Genomic DNA, 16,448 nt, shown 5'->3' with positions numbered 1-16,448 from the left:
ATCCGGAAGCAGAGGAGAGCGAGCAGTGCGCACTGTGGTGAAGCTGGTGGGGTCGGCGATCGCCGGCGCCATCGCCGCGGGCGGGCTCGGGACGGCGGCACACGCCGCGGCCCCGGGCGTCGCCGCGGTCACCCCGAGGAACGGGGCGACGGCAGTACCGGTCACCGCCCACCCGACGATCACCTTCAACGACGCCACCGACCCGGCGTCGCTGCGGTACTCCTTCGTGAAGACCGCCGGCGGCGCGGCCGTGCCGTCGTACTACACGTACGACGCCCCGGCGCACACGTTCACGTTCGTGCCGCGGGCCGGGCTCGCCGACTCCACTCGCTACACGATCACGATCAAGGTGAAGGGCGCCGACGGCGTGCTGAGCGACCAGTACCTGTGGTCGTTCACCACCGGCGTCGCCGACCGCACGGCGCCGGGCGCGCCCGGGGCGCCGACGGTCAGCGACGTGACCACGACGGGGGCCACGGTGAGCTGGCCCGAGGCCACGGACGACACCGGAGTGACCGCATATCGGCTGTTCGACGGTACGGCCACCACGCCGATCGCCACGCTGACCGGCGCCCCGCCGGCGACGAGCACCACGCTGTCCGGCCTGGCGCCGTCGACCGGGCACTCGATCACGGTCCGGGCCGTCGACGCGGCCGGCAACGTGTCGCCCGCCAGCGAGGCGGCCGCGTTCACCACGCTGACCCCGCCGCCCCCGCCGGACGTCACCGCGCCGACCGCGCCGGGCGCGCCGGTGGCCGGCGAGGTCACCGCGACCAGCGTCGCGCTGTCGTGGGCGGCGTCCGAGGACGACCGCGGCGTCACGTCGTACCGCATCCTCGGCGGCCCCTCGGCGCTCACCGTGACGGCGACGAGCGGCACGGTCACCGGCCTGGACCCGAAGACGCAGTACTCGTTCACCGTCGAGGCGCTCGACGAGGCCGGCAACGTCTCGCCGGCGTCGGCGGCGCTGGTGGTAAGCACGCCGGCCGTCCCGCTGGTCGACGCCCGCAGCGGCGCCGGCATCCCCGGCGCGACCGGGCGCACGCTGGTGCTCTACGACACCACCGGCCCCTACGGCTTCCTCGGCGAGCAGTACGCCATCGCCACCGCCAACCTCGCCTCGCACTTCGGCGACTGGACCGCGCAGCCGGTGGTTGACTACGTCGCCGGCGAGCTGAATGACTATCAAGCGGTCATCTACATGGGCTCGACGTACGACGAGCCGGTCCCGCCGGCCTTCCTCGACGACGTCACCGCGACGAGCAAGCCGGTGATCTGGGCGTACGACAACATCTGGCAGCTCACCGCCCGGGACCCCAACTTCGCGGCGAACCGCGGCTTCACCTGGACGCAGTTCGACGTCTCGGCCGTGTCGAAGGTGAACTACGAGGGCAAGACGTTCACCCGCGACCCGCAGAACATGGCCGGCATCATGGGTACGACGATCACCGACGCGACCAAGGCCAGCCCGATCGGCGACGCGGTGCGCGACGCGGACAGCTCGGCGCTGCCCTGGGGCGTACGCTCCGGCAACTTTACGTACCTGGGCGAGATTCCATATGCGTACATGAGCGCCGACGACCGCTACGTAGCCTTCGCCGAGGTCCTGATGGAGGCGCTCGCGCCGCAGACCGCCGAGCGGCACCGGGCCCTGGTGCGCATCGAGGACGTCGGGCCGGACGCCGACCCGGCCGAGCTCAACGCGATCACGACGTACCTGTCCAGCCAGAACGTCCCGTTCACGGTCGCGGTCTACCCGCGCTACGTCGACCCGAAGGGCGCCAACAACGGCGGCGTGCCCGAGGACTACACGCTCGCCGACCGCCCGCGGGTGGTGGCCGCGCTCAAGAACATGGAGGCCCACGGGGGCACGCTCTTGATGCATGGGTACACCCACCAGTACGCGACGCAGGACAACCCTTACAACGGGGTCAGCGCCGACGACTTCGAGTTCTACCTGGCGCACGTCGACGCCGTGACGAACAACGTGATCTACGACGGCCCGGTCACCGAGGACTCGCAGGACTGGGCGCAGGGCCGCATCGACGCGTCGTTCGCCGCGTTCGCCGCGGCCGGCCTGCCGAAGCCGACGATCTTCGAGTTCCCGCACTACGCCGGCAGCGACCCGGACAACCGGGCGGTCGCCGCGAGCTTCGCGACCCGCTACGACCGCGGGCTGTACCCGGTCGGCGCGCTGCGCGGCGGCCCGCTGGACAACACGCGGATCATCGGCCAGTTCTTCCCGTACACGGTGCGTGACATCTACGGCGTGCTGACGTACCCGGAGAACCTGGGCAACATCGAGCTCGAGCCGTTCAACAACCACCCCGCGCACCTGCCGCCCGACATCATCGCCTCGGCCCAGCTGAACACGGTGGTCAAGGACGGGGTGGCCAGCTTCTTCTTCCATCCGTACGTCGACGTCAGCTACCTGCGTACGACGGTGGAGGGGGTGCTGGCCGCCGGGTACACGTTCGTACCGGCCGCTGCCATGTAGTACCGATAAATCTGAAACATCCGACAAGTCCGGTGACGCCGTCGCCGGACTTGTCGCATTGCTCCGCGGAAAAAGTCCGGTGAAGCTGAAACCGGCCCAGACGCTGCGCCCGTCTAGTCCCCGCGACGATTGGAGTCCTGACCGGTGAACAGTGACGACGAGGCGGCGTTCCGTGAGTTCGCCACCGCGCAGATGGATCAGCTGCGCGGCCTGGCGTACCTCACCTGCGGTGACTGGCAGTTGGCCGAGGATGCGGTGTGCACGGCGCTCGCGAAGCTGTACACCCGCTGGCGCAAGGTCGACAGACCGGACAGCTACGCCCGCACGATGGTCGTGCGGGCCGCGGTCGACGAGGTGCGGCGCCCCTGGTGGCGGCGGGAGCACACGGCGGGCGACGCCCTGCCCGAGCCCCCGGCCCACGACGGGACGTCGGCGATGGTCGACCGGCTGACGGTGCTGGAGGCGCTGCGGGCGCTGCCGGTGCAGCAGCGGGCCGTGCTGGTGCTGCGCTACCTCGAGGGACGAAGCGTCCAGGAGACCGCCGAGGCACTGCGGTGCCCGGAGGGAACCGTCAAGACCAACACCGCACGCGGTCTCAACCGGCTTCGCCAGTGGCTCGGCGTCGACGAGCCGCTGGGCACCGCCGTGGGACCGGGCCATTTCGAGAGGGCGTCATGAGCCAGAACATGCACGATCTGATGGAGCAGGCGCGCAGCGCCGCCCTGACCGAGGCGCCCCCGATGCGCCGCGACGTCGACGACGTCGTGGCCGCCGGCCGCCGCTCGCAGGTGCGGCACCGGCTGCTCAAGACCGGTGGCGCGGCCACCGCCGCGGCCGTCGCCGTCGCCGTGGCGGTGACCCTGCCGCAGGCGTTCGCCGGCCAGGGCACGGTCACCGCGGGCGCGTCGGGCGCCGCCTCCGCGCCGGCCACCGTGCCGGCGACGGCGCTGCCCTCGGCCGCGGCCGCCGACCCGGCCACGGCCGACACGGCGGCGGCCCCCGGCTTGGCGTACCCGGCGGCGAAGTTCTCCTACGGTTTCCGCGGCTACACCACCGGCCCGTTCACGATCACCGGCCCGATCCTGGTCACCCCCGGCTACCAGGAGCTCTACGTGCGGCGGGGCAACGCGGTGGACGACCTCTACGACGGGAGCCAGAACGACAAGGTGGTCGCCTCCTCGCCTCGCATGAGCGCCCTCGTCACCGTCTTCCGCCCCGGCGTATTCCAGCCGTCGCGGTTCGCCGACGGCCAGTCGGTGCAGGTGAAGGGCCGCCCCGGCCGCTACGCCCCCGACGTGCACTACCAGCCCGGCGACGACTCGCCCTCGCACGGCGCGCTGGCCTGGCAGTACGCCGACAACGCGTGGGCGGTCGTGGCGGCGGTGACGCCGGACGGCTTCACCAAGGCCGAGTTCCTGCAGATCGCGTCGGGCCTGGCCGCCGCGCCGGCCGCGCCGGCCACCGTGCCGGTCAAGCTGACCTGGGCGCCGGCCGGGTACGTACTCACCTCGGTGGGCGCTACGGATGACTACCCGAATGGCGCGACGTACATGACGTCGAGCCTGCGGCTGATCAAGACCCGCCCGTCGTACACCGACCTGAAGGCGACGGTGGACGCGTCGGCGACCGGCTCGCCGACGCTGCGGGTCGCGGTCTACCCGATCGAGTTCACCGACTCGACGCACCAGAAGCCCGGCCCGGCCTCGTGCAACGCCGGCAACGCGAACCTCTGCTACAAGATGACCGCCGACGGCAAGTACCTCGTCGAGATCGACACCAACGGCGGCCTGTCGACGAGCGACCTGCGCAAGGTCCTCGACAGTGCCCAGCTGGCCAACCCGGCCGACCGGGGCACCTGGTTCCCGATCACGCAGGCCGCACCGGGCGCCACCGGCTGACCCCCCGCCGCCCGCCCAACGCCGGCCGGTGTCCCCTCGACGGGGCGCCGGCCGGCGCCGTTTCGGCTGACAGAACCGCACCCGTTTTGCACCTAGCCTGGATTTGTACCGAATGAGCCGGAATGGAAGCGGGGACGCCAGTGGCCACGATCGTCGACCAGCCCGAACCCAAGACCGAGGCCGCTACCCCACGCCGGCCCCGGCTCATCCTGGGCGCCGTAGCCTTGGCCGCGGCCGCCGGCCTGGCCGGATGGCAGGCCCCGCACGCGATCGGCGCGCTGACCAAGCCGGCCTACCTGGGCGAGAACGCCGACAAGGTCGCGGCCGCGATCGGCTGCGACGGCTACACCCGGGCCACTAAGCACGAAGATGCTGTCTATCAGTATCGCGACCAGGGCACCTGCACGATCGACGGCACGGTCGTCACCATCACGACCTTCGACACCGTCGCCGACGGCCACACCTTCGAGGCCGTCATGCAGGCGGTCATCCCGGTCCTGCACCCGACTTGGTCCGGCGCCACCTACGCGGCGGGCGACGGCTGGAACGTCGCCGACGCGCGAAACCTGACGCCGGAGATCGCCACGTTGGTCGTACAGCGCCTGGGCCTGGGCGCCACCCACGTAATCCCGTCCGGCGCCGCCGCGTAGAGTCCCCGGCTCGGCGGCGCGGCCTGGCCTCCGGTTGAGCGCCATCACGCAACCGCGCGGCCAAGCACTCCGGTGGCCACCGAGCGTTGCCGGCCACCTTGCCAATGCCGCGCCACTTCGTGCCGCCCTCGGGCGAGCCCTCGATCGGCTTGATTCCAGCGGGCCTCGCGGCCGCGCGGCCAGAACTCTCCGCGATCATGCTGTAGTCGCCACCCGCACCACGCGTTTTCCATGATCGTGGAAGGTCTATGTACCTATAGGTACCATTTGTCTCCGCGATCATGGGAAACCCGGCCGCGCGGCGGTGGGAGTCGCATGATCGCGGAGACAAATGGTCGCTGAATCCGACATATGCCCCGTCAGGCGAAAAATCCGATAAGTCGTGGCGCGGAGCGCCCGACTTATCGGTTCCAGCACCGACGTGGCGCCGCTATGTACAGACGTACATAGCGAGCGTACGTTTGTACATATGACCGAGAAGTCGATGCGCCAGCGCATGCTTGACGGCGAGTTGTACCGGGGCGACGAGGAGACCGCGCGCGAGATCGTGCGCGCGCAGGAGCTCACGCACCGCATCAACGCGCTGGCCCCCGGCGACCACGAGACCAAGCGCAAGCTGCTCACCGAGCTCCTCGGCGGCCTCGGCGCGGAGACCGAGATCCGCGCGCCGATGCAGTTCGACTACGGGTACCAAACCTTCATCGGCGCCCGCAGCTTCGTGAACTTCGGCCTGGTCTGCCTCGACGTGGCCCGCGTGACGATCGGCGACGACGTGCAGATCGCCTCGAACGTGCAGCTGCTCACCGCCTGGCACCCGCTCGACCCCGAGCAGCGGCGGGACAAGTGGGAGGCCGGCTCCCCGATCACCATCGGCGACAACGTCTGGCTCGGCGGCGGGGTCATCGTCTGCCCGGGCGTCACGATCGGCGACAACACCGTGGTCGGCGCCGGTGCCGTGGTCGTCAAGGACCTGCCCGCCAACGTGGTCGCGGTCGGCAACCCGGCCCGGATCGTGCGCGAGCTGCGGTGACGACCCGCCGGCACGACCCCGACCGCAAGGACCGCATCATCGACGCGGCCATCGAGGTCATCGCCGAGCACGGGGTCGCGGGCACCACCCACCGGCTGATCGCCAAGGCGGCGGACGTACCGCTGGGCTCCCTCACCTACCACTTCACCAGCCTCGAGGACCTGCGCGAACAGGCGTTCCGGCGCCACGCGCAGCGCATGTCGGTGATCTACGAGGCCCACTTCCACGACGTACGCACGCGCGAGGAGCTCGTCGCGGCGGTCACCGACCTCATCGACGGCGACGCCGGCGCCGACGACACGGACTGGACGATCGCCTACGAGCTGTACCTGGCCGCGCTGCGCGAGCCGGCCCTGCGCGAGGTCACCGAGGCCTGGATGCGCACCAGCCGCTCCGTGCTCGAACGGTACGTCGACCCGACCACGGCCCGGGGCGTCGATGCCCTGATCGAAGGCCTGGTGATGCACAAGACCCTGTCGACCGGCACGGTGTCCCGGCAGGACATCCGCGCCATCGTCGACCGAGCGATCGGACCCGCCGCATGACCGCCGCCCCGGAAACCGCCACCCACACCGACCTCCGCCCCGCCACCCGCGCCACGTACGCCGCCTTCATCTGGTCCGGCGTGGCGATCGCGAGCTGGGCCAGCCGCATCCCGCAGGTGCGCGACGCGCTGCACCTGGCCCCGTCCCGGCTCGGCCTGGTGCTGCTCGCCATCGCCGGCGGCTCGATCACCTCGCTCGTCGCCTCCGGCGCGATCGTGGCCCGCTTCGGCTCCCGCCGTACCGTCACCGTCATGGCGACGCTGATGACGGCCGCCCTGATCGGCGCGGCCTTCGGCTACCGCCTCGGCGTCGCCCCGGTGGTGCTGGCCCTGTTCGCGTTCGGCTTCGCCAACGGCGCGTGGGACGTGGCCATGAACGTCCAGGGCGCCGCCGTCGAACGCGGCCTGGGCCGCTCGATCATGCCGCGCTTCCATGCCGGTTACAGCGTCGGTACCGTCGCGGGAGCCCTCCTCGGCGCCGCCATGGTGGCCGCGCACGTGCCGGTCACCCTGCATCTGACCGTGATCGCCCTGCTCGTCGGCGCGAGCACCGTCACCGCGGTGCGCAACTTCGCCCCCGACGGCCCCGCCGAGCAGCCCGCACCGGGCGGCGGCCTGCGGCACACGCTGCGCTTCTGGCGCGAGCCCCGCACCCTGCTGGTCGGCGTGTTCGTGCTGGCCTTTGCCTTTGCGGAGGGTACCGGTATCGACTGGATCGGCATCGCGGTCATCGACGGCTACCAGGCCCCCGCCGCCGTGGGCACGCTCGCGTTCGCGGTGTTCCTGGCCGCGATGACCGCGGGCCGCTGGTTCGGCCCCGTCCTGCTCGACCGCTACGGCCGCGTCCCGGTCGTCCGCGCCATGGCCGTCGTCGGCCTGGCCGGCCTGCTGCTGTTCGTGTTCGGCCCGGCCACCGCGGTCGCCTTCGCCGGCGCCCTGCTCTGGGGCATCGGCGCCTCCCTGGGCTTCCCGGTCGGCATGAGCGCCGCGTCGGACGACCCGGCGGTGGCCGCACCCCGAGTCAGCGTCGTCGCATCGATCGGGTACTGCGCCTTCCTGAGCGGCCCGCCGCTGATCGGCTTCCTCGGCGACCACGTGACGGTAGTCCGCGCCCTGACCGCCGTCGCGGTCCTCCTGGCCCTGGCCACAGCCGTCGCCGGCGCCGTCCGCCCACTGCCCACGGCCCGCGACTGACCTCCCAGCGCCAGGCACCCAGGCGGCAGGCACCCAGGCGGCAGGCGCCTGGCGCCTGGCGGCGGGCGGCGGGCGGCGGGCGGCGGGCGGCGGGCGGCGGCGAGCCGGCCACCTTCGGCCGAACGCGCGGCCACCCCGCCCCACCCGCTGCGACCGGAAGTCTCCGCGATCATGCTGCACCCGCCGCTAACACCAAGGGTTTTTCATGATCACGGAGCGACGATGTACACCTGTGTACCAGAAGTCTCCACGATCATGACGAACCCGCGGTGCGGCCACGGTGACACACATGATCACGGAGACTTGTGGTCGCGGTGGCGCCCAGCGCACGATCCGCCCGGCGTCCAACCCGCCCGGCGTCCAACCCGCCCGGCGTCCAACCCGCCCGGCGCTTGACCTGCCCGGCTGGAGCCGCCGCCCGAGGGCTTGCGCGAAGTGCGGCGGAGGCCGGCGGGTGCGCCGCGGCGTGACAGGTTACTCGGCGGCCGTTTCGCCGCCCGTCAGGGTATAAATCGTATATGTCCGGACACGGAGTGTCTGGACATATACGCTCAAGTCTTCCCAAGACCGCTCAAGTCTGCCCAGGACCGATCGAGCCGATCGAGCCGGTCGGGAACGTCAGGCGGCGACGGGCTCCGGGTGGAAGGTGCGGTTACGCAAGGCCCACGCCACCACCGGGGGCATCGCGGCGCCGGCCAGGGCGAACGTCGCGCCCAGCAGGAGCCAGCCCGGGCCGCCCCAGCCCAGGGCCAGGGTGGTGACCACGAGCGGGGCGAGCATCTGGCCGAACTGCATGCCGATCGCGTACGCGCCCTGGAACTGGCCCTGCGCGTCCGGTGGGGCGAGGCCGAACGAGATGCCCCAGCCCGACGCCGAGTGCCACAGTTCCCCGACGACGTGGGTCAGGGCGCCGACGACGAGGAGTGTGATCGTCACCGTGTGGTGGGCGTGGCCGGACAATGCGTAGAGGGCGCATGCGGCGAACAGGGCCAGCCCGGCGCGGCGGGCGGCGCGGGCGGCGCCGGTCGGGTGGTCGGTGCCGCGGGCGGCGCGGACCTGCAGCAGGACCACGACGGTGGTGTTGGTGAGGAAGACGACGGCGATCAGCCAGTGCGGCGCATCCGTCCGGTGCGCGATCCACAGCGGCAGCGCGACCTCGAACACGCCGAAGTGGGTCGACAGCAGGCCGTCGAGGGCGACGAAAGCGAGGAACGGCCGGTCGCGCAGCGCGATCAGGCGCGGGCCCTCCGGCCGCTTGGCCGTGCGTGGGACCGGGGCCAGGCGGCTGAGCAGCGCAGCGGCGATCAGGTAGGTCAGCGCGTCGGCGAGGATCAGGGCCATGAAAGCCGGGCGGGTGTCCACCGCCAGGGCCACGCCGGCGAGGGCCGAGCCGGCCGCGATGCCGACGTTGGTGACGGAGCGCAGGTACGCCCGGGTGTGCACGCGCCGGTCGGCCGGCACCGCGACGGCGATCACCGCGCCCTTCGCGCCGCGCTGGGCGGCGTCGGCGATGGCCAGCGGGACGGCGACCAGCAGGTAGGTCCAGACCGAGTCGACCAGCACCAGGGCGGCGGTGCCGACGGCCTGCGCGACCAGGCCCGCCACGAGCACGCCGCGGGCGCCGGCCCGATCAGCGAGGTACCCCATCGGCACGCTCGCCAGCAGGCAGACCAGGGCCGCCACGGTGAGCGCGGCGCCGGTCTGGGCGATCGTCAGGCCGGCGAAGCGGGTCAGGTACAGCGCGCTCGTCACCATCCACAGGCCGGTGCCGAGCGTGTTGACGAGCTGGGCGACCACGAGCAGCCGCAGCGGTCCGGTTGGCATGGCACGACCTTAACAAGACGTACGTACGGTTTGCTATCCGGTATCAGGCTCAACCGACCCTTAACAGTTCGTTGGATCGCGTTGACTTCCGTTGACGGGCGTAGGTATCGCCGCGATCCTCCTGAGAGCGCTCTCAGAGGGATTGGGGTACATCGTGCGATTGAGGACGAAGCTGCTCGGCGTCGCGGCCGCGCTCGCGGCAGCGGTGCCGGTGGCCATCGCCGCCATGCCGTCCGCCCGGGCGACCGGGCCGTCGCTGCTGCCGTTCACCGTCACGAACACGACCGGGCGCGGGGACTCGGTATACCTATACGTACTGGGAACCAACCTCAGCACCGGCCGGCTCGGGTACGTGTCGGCGGACGGCACCTTCACCGCCTGGTCGCCGGGCACCAACCCGCCGATGCCGGCCCCCGACGTGTCGATCCCCGGGCCCGGCAACGGCGCCACCAAGACCATCCAGCTGCCCCGCGGGCTGTCCGGCCGGGTGTACATGTCGCTCGGCGAGAAGCTCAAGTTCTTCCTGACCCCCGATGGTCTGGTGCAGCCCGCGCCGTGGGCGGCGGGCGACCCCAACCACGACATTCTCTTCGACTGGAGCGAATTCACCTACAACGAAGCCGGCCTGTGGCTCAACAGCTCGCAGGTCGACATGTTCGCCGTGCCGCACGCGGTCAGCGTCACCGGCGCGGACGGCGCGGTGCACACCACCGGCGCGCTGGTGGCCAACGGCCGGCAGAACGTCATCGACCAGGTCAAGGGCCAGGCGGGCTGGGGCGGCACGGTCGTCACCCGCGCCGACGGCACGGTGCTGCGGGTGCTCGCGCCGGGCAAGGCGGCCGACGCCGGGCTGTTCAGCGCGACGTACCTCGATCCGTACATCGCCAACGCCTGGGCCGCGTACACCGGCAAGACGCTCACCGTGCGCCCGTTCACCGATCAGCCCAACGTGCAGTACTTCGGCCGCACCAACGGCAACGTGATGACCTTCACGAACGGGTCCGGCCAGGTGGTCGCCTCGTTCAACCGGCCGTCGACGAGCAACGTGTGGGGCTGCGACGGCGCGCTCGCCGCGCCGAACGACCAGGTCGTCGGGCCGATCGCGCGCACCCTGTGCGCGGCGCTGCACCGCAGCACGCTCGGCACCATCGACACGCAGCCGGGCGGTACCGCCGCCGATTTCTACAAGAGCGCGCTGACCAACCACTACTCACGGATCGTGCACGCCAACATGGCCGACGGAAAGGCCTACGGATTCGCCTTCGACGACGTGCTCAACCAGGAGTCGCTGGTGCACGACGGCGATCCGCGCGCGGCCGGCATCACCCTGAGCCCGTTCACCGGCGGCGGTTCCGGCACCGGCGGCGGTTCGGGCGGTGGTTCCGGCGGCAGCACCGGCCCGGCCAACCCGCCGCCCCCGGCACCGGGGCAGCAGACCAGGTCGATCGTGAGCAACTGGCACGGCAAGTGCATCGACGTGCCCGCCCGCAACTTCGCCGACGGGCAGCGGCTGATCGCCTGGAGCTGCAACGGCGGTTCCAACCAGCAATGGACGTTCGTCGACGGCACGCTGCGCACCGAGAACAACAAGTGCATGGACGTGGCGTGGGGCTCCACCGCCAATGGCGCGGCGATCCAGATCGCCAACTGCAGCGGCAACGCGGCGCAGCAGTTCGTGCTGACCGCGGCCGGCGATCTGGTCAACCCGCAGGCGAACAAATGCGTCGACATCACCGACTGGAACGCCTCCGACGGCGCGCCGCTGCAGACCTGGGAGTGCTCCGGCGGCGCCAACCAGAAATGGCGAACGGCCTGACCAGCCCAACAATGGCACACGGCCTGACCAGCCGAACCATGGCACACGGTCTAATAGGGGCGTGACCAACCACGTCGAGATCTACACGGACGGCGCCTGCAGCGGAAATCCCGGTCCGGGAGGCTGGGGCGCCGTCCTGCGGTACGGGACCGTGGAACGGGAGCTCTTCGGCGGCGAGGCCACCGCCACCACGAACAACCGGATGGAGCTGACCGCCCCGATCCGCGCCCTGGAGAGTCTCACCCGGCCGGTGGTCGTGCACCTCTACACGGACAGTTCCTACGTGCGCAACGGCATCACCGCGTGGGTACCGCGCTGGAAGCGCAACGGCTGGCAGACCACCGACCGGCAGCCGGTGAAGAACGTCGACCTGTGGCAGGAACTCGACGCGCTCGCCGCGCGGCACCAGATCGAGTGGCACTGGGTGAAGGGCCACAACGGCCACCCGGAGAACGAGCGGGCCGACCGGCTGGCCGCCCGAGGGCTGCAGGAAGCCCGGCGCCGGGCATGACATATGTACTGGACAATGCCTGAGATCTGATCCTGCTGCCGCCGCCCGGCCGGTGGTTCATTCATAGACATGATTCGTCGCATCGCCCCCGCCGCCGGGCTGTTCTTCCTCGCGCCGCTCGTCGCCGAGTTTCTGCTCGGCAACCTGCCCATCACCATGCTGTTCGCGCTCGTCGCGCTGGCCCCGATGTACGGCGGCGGCGCGCTGCTGATCCGCGAGCTGGCCCGCCGCCGTTCAGTAGCCGGCGGCGGGCCCCTCGACGCCGGTCATGGGGTCAGCGTGCGCACGAAGCGGCCCATCCGCTCCAGGGCCTCGTCCAGCAGCGGCAGGGCGGTGGCGTAGCTGCAGCGGACGTGGCCCTCGCCGGACGGGCCGAAGACGCTGCCCGGGACGACCGCGACGCGTTCGGCCGACAGCAGGCGCTCGGCGAAGGTCTCCGAGTCCAGGCCGGTGGCGCGGATCGACGGGAAGGCGTAGAAGGCGCCTTGGGGCTCGTCGCAGGTCAGGCCGATCTCGTTGAGGCCCTTCACGAAGAGCCGGCGGCGGCGGTCGTAGTCGGCGACCATCTCGATCACCTGCGGCTCGCCGGAGCGCAGGCCCTCCAGGGCGGCGGCCTGGGAGACGTGCGGGGCGCAGAGCATCGTGTACTGATGGATGCGGCTGGCCAGCTCCAGCACCGGGGCCGGGGCGCACACGTAGCCGACCCGCCAGCCGGTCATGGCGTGGGCCTTGGAGAAGCCGCCGAGCACGATCGTGCGGTCGCGGGCGCCGGGCAGGGCGGCCACGCACGTGTGGGCGGTGTCGTAGCTCAGCCGCTCGTAGATCTCGTCGGAGACGAGGTAGAGATCGTGACGTACCGCCAAATCGGCCAGCGCGGTGAGCACCTCGCGCGGCTGGACCGCGCCGGTCGGGTTGGACGGGGAAGAGACCAGGATCGCCTTCGTGCGCGGGGTGATCGCCCGCTCGATCTCGTCGATCAGGATGTGGAAGCGCGGATCCGACGGTACGTAGACAGGGGTGCCGCCGGCGAAGGTGACGCACGGGCCGTAGGCGACGTAGCACGGCTCGGGGATGATCACCTCGTCGCCGGGCTCCAGCAGGGTGCGCATGACGAGGTCGAGACCCTGCGAGACACCCGACGTGATCAGGCACTCGGCGCCGGCGTCGAAAGCTACCGAGTACCGCCGGGAAAGGTCCTCGACGATCGCCCGGCGCAGCTCCAAGAGCCCGGCGTTGGATGTGTAGGTCGTGTAGCCCTGCTCGAGTGCGTAGATACCGGCCTCGCGCACGTGCCAGGGGGTGACGTAGTCAGGCTCACCCACGCCCAGCGAGATCACGTTGTCGAGAGTCGCGGCGATGTCGAAGAACCGGCGGATGCCCGAGGGCGGGCAGGCGGCGACGATCGAGTTGAGCGGCTTCATGGCGTGACCGGGAGGCGCCGGTCGACCTCGGCGGTCGCGTAGAGCTCGTCGTCGTCCTTGTACGTCTTCATCACGAAGTGCGTCGCGGTCGCGGTGACCCGCTCGATCGTGGAGAGCTTCTGCGCGACGAAGTCGGCGATGTCGTGCATGCTGCGGCCGGTGACCACGCAGCGCAGGTCCTGCGCGCCGGAGACCAGGTAGACCGAGCGCACCTCGGGGAAGCGGGAGATCCGCAGCGCCACGTCGTCGAAGCCGAACCCGCGGGCCGGCATCACGGCCACGTCGATGAACGCGGTGATCTGCTGCGCCCCGGTGAGCTCGCGCAGCCGGTCGGCGTCGACGACGGCCTTGTAGCGGCGAATGATGCCCTGCTGCTCCCACTCGGCGATCTGCGCCCGCACCTCGTCGGCGGCGATCCCGGTCATCGCCGAGATCCGCTCCGGCGTCGCGTGCGCGTCGGCCCGGAGGATCTCCATGATCTCTAGCACCGGGCAATCTTACTGTCCGTGGTACCCCGCTCTCCAACTACTATTGCCCGACATGGACCCAGTCCCGGTCACCGAGGTCGCGTCGATCATCGGCGGTACCGTGCACTTTCCGGCGGAGGAGCGCGAGGTCGGCAGCGTCGCCATCCACTCCGACCGGTTGCAGGCCGACAGCCTCTTCTTCGCGCTCGGTGGCGCTACGGACGGTCATCGGTTCGTGGGCCGGGCGCTGGCCAACGGCGCGATCGCCGCGGTCGTCGCCGCCGACCGGCTGGCCGAGCTGCCCCGCGACGCCGGTCCGCTGATCGCCGTCGCGGACCCGCTCGCCGCGCTGCAGGCGATGGCGGCGTGGTGGCGCGCCCAGCTCACCGCGACGACGTTCGTCGCGGTGATCGGCAGCAACGGCAAGACCGTGACCAAGGACGCGCTGGTCGGGCTGCTCACCGGGCACCGCACCACCTACGGCAGCCCGGGCAGCTACAACAGCCAGCTCGGCGTCGCGCTGTCGGTGCTGCAGTGCCCGGCCGACGTGCCGATCGCGGTGATCGAGGCGGCCGCCACCGAGCCGGGCGAGATGGCCCGGCTGGCCCGCATCGTCGCGCCGGACGCGGTGGTGTTCACCAACCTCGGCTCGCGCAGCGTGCAGAGCTTCGGCAGCCGGGAGGCGCACGCGCGGGAGCTGCTGATCATGGCCGCCGGGCTGCCCGCCGACGGATGGCTGATCATGGGCGAGCCCGATCCGGCGGTACACCTGCAGGCTCGGGACATCACGAAGGCGCGAGTGCTGCCGGTGGGCGACCCCGCCCTGCCGCGGCTGACCCGCCTGCGCCACGTCGAGCACGCCTCGCTGGTCCGCGCCGCGCTGCCCGACGGCGCCGCCGAGGACCTGCTGGTCGCCACCCCGTCGCCGGAGGTGCTCACCGACCTCGAGCTGGCCATGGGCGCCGCCACCCTGCTCGGGATGGGCTCGGCGGAGCTGCTCGCGGCGGTCGCGGAGTACACGCCGCCGTCGACCCGGATGCAGATGTGGCGCCGGCCGGACGGGGCGACCGTCGTCGGCGAGCTGGCCAACACCGACCCGCTGGCGCTCAGCAGCGCGCTGCGCACGGCGCGCTCGCTCATGGGCGCGCACGGCCGCACCCTGATGATCATCGGCGACCCGCTGGCCGGCCTCGACGCGGAGCGGGCCGAGGCGATGGCCCGCTGCCTGCGCGCCGAGCACGTGCAGGTCGTGTGCGGGCTGACGGCCGAGGCGCACGGGCTGATCGAGGCGGCGCTGCGCGGCGCCGGCGTTGAGGTGCACCGCTTCCCCGACGAGGACCGGATGCGCGCGTTCGTGGCCACCGAGCTGCGCCCGGAGGATGTCGCGCTGGTGCACGTGCCGCGCGACACCATGGTCACCGACGACTGGATGCACCTCGTCGAGACCGCCGCCGCCACCCGGCTCTACGTCGACCTCGCCGCGGTGAAGAGCAACGTCGCGGCGTTTCGCAAGCTGGTCGGCCCGCACACGAAGCTCATGGGCGTGGTGAAGGCCGACGCGTACGGTACCAATCCGGTGATCGTCGCCCACACCCTGCGTGAGGCCGGCGTCGACTGGCTGGGCGTGGCCACCACCGAGGAGGGCGTCGCGCTGCGCCGAGCCGGCGTGCAGATGCCGATCCTGGTCTTCCTCGCCGTCCCCGGCGACGTGGAGCGGCTGGTCCGGCACCGGCTGACGCCGTCGCTCTACTCCGTCGAGATGTACGACGCCGCCTGCCGCGCCGCCGCGGTCAGCGGGCGCCGCCTCGACGTGCACGTCGAGGTCGACTCCGGCATGCATCGCAGCGGCCTGTATCCGGAGGCGGCCATCGACCTGCTGGCCAAGCTGCGCGACAGCGAGCACCTGCGGCTGGCCGGCCTGATGAGCCACCTGGGCTGCCCCGACGACCCGGCCGAGGACGACCTGACGCGCGAGCAGCTCAAACGCTTCGGCACGGTGTGCGCGGCCGCCGCCGACATGGGTTTCGAGGATGTGGTACGCCACACCGCCGCCACCGCCGCGACGATCCGCTTCCCCGAGGCGCGCTACGACATGGTCCGCATCGGCCTCGGCCTCTACGGCATCCAGCCGTCCACGGCGACCAGCAGCCTCATCACCCTGACCCCGGGCGTTGGCCTGGTGAGCCGGATCGTGGAGATCCACGACATGGCGCCGGGCGAGCGGGTCGGCTACGGCGGCCTGTTCCGCGCGCAGGCGCCCGGCACCCGCATCGCGCTGATCGCCGCCGGCTACTACGACGCGGTGCCGCGCGCCTTCCGCAAGGTCGGGTTCGTGCTGGTCAACGGCCGCCGCTGCGACATCGCCGGCACGATCTCGATGGACTCGATGGCGATCGACATCACCGGCCACCCCGACGCCCAGGTCGGCTCCGACGTGCTGATCTTCGGCCAGTACGCCGGCTTCTCCTCCCCCGTCGAGCAGGCCGCGGCGGCCATGGACACCGTCTCCCACGAGCTCCTCAGCCAGGTCGGCCCCCGCGTCCAACGCATCTTCACCCAGCACTGACCCCGGGCATGGGAGCCGGGCTTGCACTAC

Annotated in this window: 14 protein-coding genes; 11 read left to right on the top strand and 3 right to left on the bottom strand. The window is 71.5% G+C overall.

The genetic code is table 11. The features are described from left to right. The first annotated feature begins 25 nt into the window (after positions 1 to 25). The 7 genes from ACQPXD_RS01955 to ACQPXD_RS01925 all read left to right on the top strand — a co-directional run bounded on the left by ACQPXD_RS01955 (position 26) and on the right by ACQPXD_RS01925 (position 7,813). Positions 26 to 2,497 carry a DUF2334 domain-containing protein gene (locus ACQPXD_RS01955; protein WP_432834198.1) on the top strand — a complete coding sequence of 824 codons (2,472 nt, stop codon included), beginning with the start codon at positions 26 to 28 and terminating at the stop codon, positions 2,495 to 2,497. 144 nt (positions 2,498 to 2,641) lie between these two features. Continuing rightward, on the top strand, positions 2,642 to 3,175 hold the full coding sequence (locus ACQPXD_RS01950; protein ID WP_432834196.1) for a SigE family RNA polymerase sigma factor: 534 nt from the start codon (positions 2,642 to 2,644) through the stop codon (positions 3,173 to 3,175). A gap of 8 nt (positions 3,176 to 3,183) precedes the next feature. Further along, on the top strand, positions 3,184 to 4,395 hold the full coding sequence (locus ACQPXD_RS01945; RefSeq protein ID WP_432834194.1) for a hypothetical protein: 1,212 nt from the start codon (positions 3,184 to 3,186) through the stop codon (positions 4,393 to 4,395). Between the two features lie 122 nt (positions 4,396 to 4,517). After that, positions 4,518 to 5,045, top strand: coding sequence for a hypothetical protein (locus ACQPXD_RS01940; RefSeq protein ID WP_432834192.1), 528 nt, complete (start codon positions 4,518 to 4,520; stop codon positions 5,043 to 5,045). Between the two features lie 469 nt (positions 5,046 to 5,514). Then, the gene (locus ACQPXD_RS01935; RefSeq protein ID WP_432834191.1) at positions 5,515 to 6,075 is read left to right on the top strand and encodes a sugar O-acetyltransferase; all 561 of its coding nucleotides are present in this window, start codon (positions 5,515 to 5,517) and stop codon (positions 6,073 to 6,075) included. Beyond that, complete coding sequence (locus ACQPXD_RS01930) at positions 6,072 to 6,620, top strand: TetR/AcrR family transcriptional regulator (protein WP_432834189.1); 549 nt, start codon at positions 6,072 to 6,074, stop codon at positions 6,618 to 6,620. Before ACQPXD_RS01935 ends, ACQPXD_RS01930 begins: the two co-directional genes overlap by 4 nt. Next, complete coding sequence (locus tag ACQPXD_RS01925; RefSeq protein WP_432834187.1) at positions 6,617 to 7,813, top strand: MFS transporter; 1,197 nt, start codon at positions 6,617 to 6,619, stop codon at positions 7,811 to 7,813. Before ACQPXD_RS01930 ends, ACQPXD_RS01925 begins: the two co-directional genes overlap by 4 nt. Before the next feature lie 618 nt (positions 7,814 to 8,431). Here ACQPXD_RS01925 and ACQPXD_RS01920 read toward each other — a convergent pair. Further along, on the bottom strand, positions 8,432 to 9,637 hold the full coding sequence (locus ACQPXD_RS01920; RefSeq protein ID WP_432834186.1) for an MFS transporter: 1,206 nt from the start codon (positions 9,635 to 9,637) through the stop codon (positions 8,432 to 8,434). Between the two features lie 154 nt (positions 9,638 to 9,791). On the opposite strand from ACQPXD_RS01920, the gene ACQPXD_RS01915 reads away from it, so the two are divergent. From ACQPXD_RS01915 to ACQPXD_RS01905, 3 genes are all read left to right on the top strand, one after another. Next, positions 9,792 to 11,453 carry a glycoside hydrolase family 64 protein gene (locus ACQPXD_RS01915; RefSeq protein ID WP_432834184.1) on the top strand — a complete coding sequence of 554 codons (1,662 nt, stop codon included), beginning with the start codon at positions 9,792 to 9,794 and terminating at the stop codon, positions 11,451 to 11,453. 61 nt (positions 11,454 to 11,514) lie between these two features. After that, complete coding sequence (rnhA, locus tag ACQPXD_RS01910) at positions 11,515 to 11,964, top strand: ribonuclease HI (RefSeq protein WP_432834182.1); 450 nt, start codon at positions 11,515 to 11,517, stop codon at positions 11,962 to 11,964. Between the two features lie 69 nt (positions 11,965 to 12,033). Beyond that, positions 12,034 to 12,306, top strand: coding sequence for a hypothetical protein (locus ACQPXD_RS01905; RefSeq protein ID WP_432834180.1), 273 nt, complete (start codon positions 12,034 to 12,036; stop codon positions 12,304 to 12,306). Here ACQPXD_RS01905 and ACQPXD_RS01900 read toward each other — a convergent pair. Beyond that, the gene (locus ACQPXD_RS01900; RefSeq protein ID WP_432834178.1) at positions 12,231 to 13,385 is read right to left on the bottom strand and encodes an aminotransferase class I/II-fold pyridoxal phosphate-dependent enzyme; all 1,155 of its coding nucleotides are present in this window, start codon (positions 13,383 to 13,385) and stop codon (positions 12,231 to 12,233) included. The two genes, ACQPXD_RS01905 and ACQPXD_RS01900, sit on opposite strands and share 76 nt — an antisense overlap. Further along, on the bottom strand, positions 13,382 to 13,873 hold the full coding sequence (locus ACQPXD_RS01895) for an Lrp/AsnC family transcriptional regulator (protein ID WP_432834176.1): 492 nt from the start codon (positions 13,871 to 13,873) through the stop codon (positions 13,382 to 13,384). The genes ACQPXD_RS01900 and ACQPXD_RS01895 overlap by 4 nt, the downstream gene beginning before the upstream one ends. 52 nt (positions 13,874 to 13,925) lie before the next feature. Here ACQPXD_RS01895 and alr point away from each other — a divergent pair, with 52 nt between their 5' ends. Continuing rightward, entirely contained in the window at positions 13,926 to 16,418 is a 2,493-nt protein-coding gene (alr, locus tag ACQPXD_RS01890) for an alanine racemase (RefSeq protein WP_432834174.1), read from the top strand. Positions 16,419 to 16,448 lie beyond the last annotated feature (30 nt).

The sequence above is a fragment of the Dactylosporangium sp. CA-092794 genome, assembly GCF_050948465.1.
Lineage (GTDB): Bacteria > Actinomycetota > Actinomycetes > Mycobacteriales > Micromonosporaceae > Dactylosporangium.
The sequence above is the reverse complement of the archived record's forward strand: the minus strand, read 5'-3'. Positions and strand labels throughout refer to the sequence as shown.